The organism is Aequorivita sinensis (genome assembly GCF_006346335.1).
Lineage (GTDB): Bacteria > Bacteroidota > Bacteroidia > Flavobacteriales > Flavobacteriaceae > Aequorivita > Aequorivita sinensis.
The window spans coordinates 1-223 of sequence record NZ_VDMC01000094.1 but is presented as its reverse complement, the minus strand read 5'-3'; the positions used below and the strand labels follow the sequence as shown (position 1 = coordinate 223).

Annotated in this window: 1 protein-coding gene; it reads right to left on the bottom strand. The window is 39.0% G+C overall.

Annotated elements, in window-relative coordinates; translation table 11 throughout:
• Positions 1 to 223, bottom strand: a 223-nt coding sequence (locus FHP04_RS14605) for a hypothetical protein (protein ID WP_158319162.1), incomplete at both ends; no start/stop codon positions are given.

The window sequence follows — 223 nt, the reverse complement described above, 5'->3', positions numbered from 1 at the left end:
TACATCAGCAGTTGGTGTAGCTGGTGCATTTGGTACATCATTAATCGTTACTGATAAAGCTGTAGAAACACACGTAGGATCTGAAGTATTTCGAGCCGTTACACTATAAGTGCCAGAGGTTAAGTTAATAAAGTTTTCTGAGTCCTGATAGTTCGTGCCATCAATACTGTATTCAAATCCTGGTCCTAGTGGAGCTGTAATTGAAATTTTACCTGTTGGTACT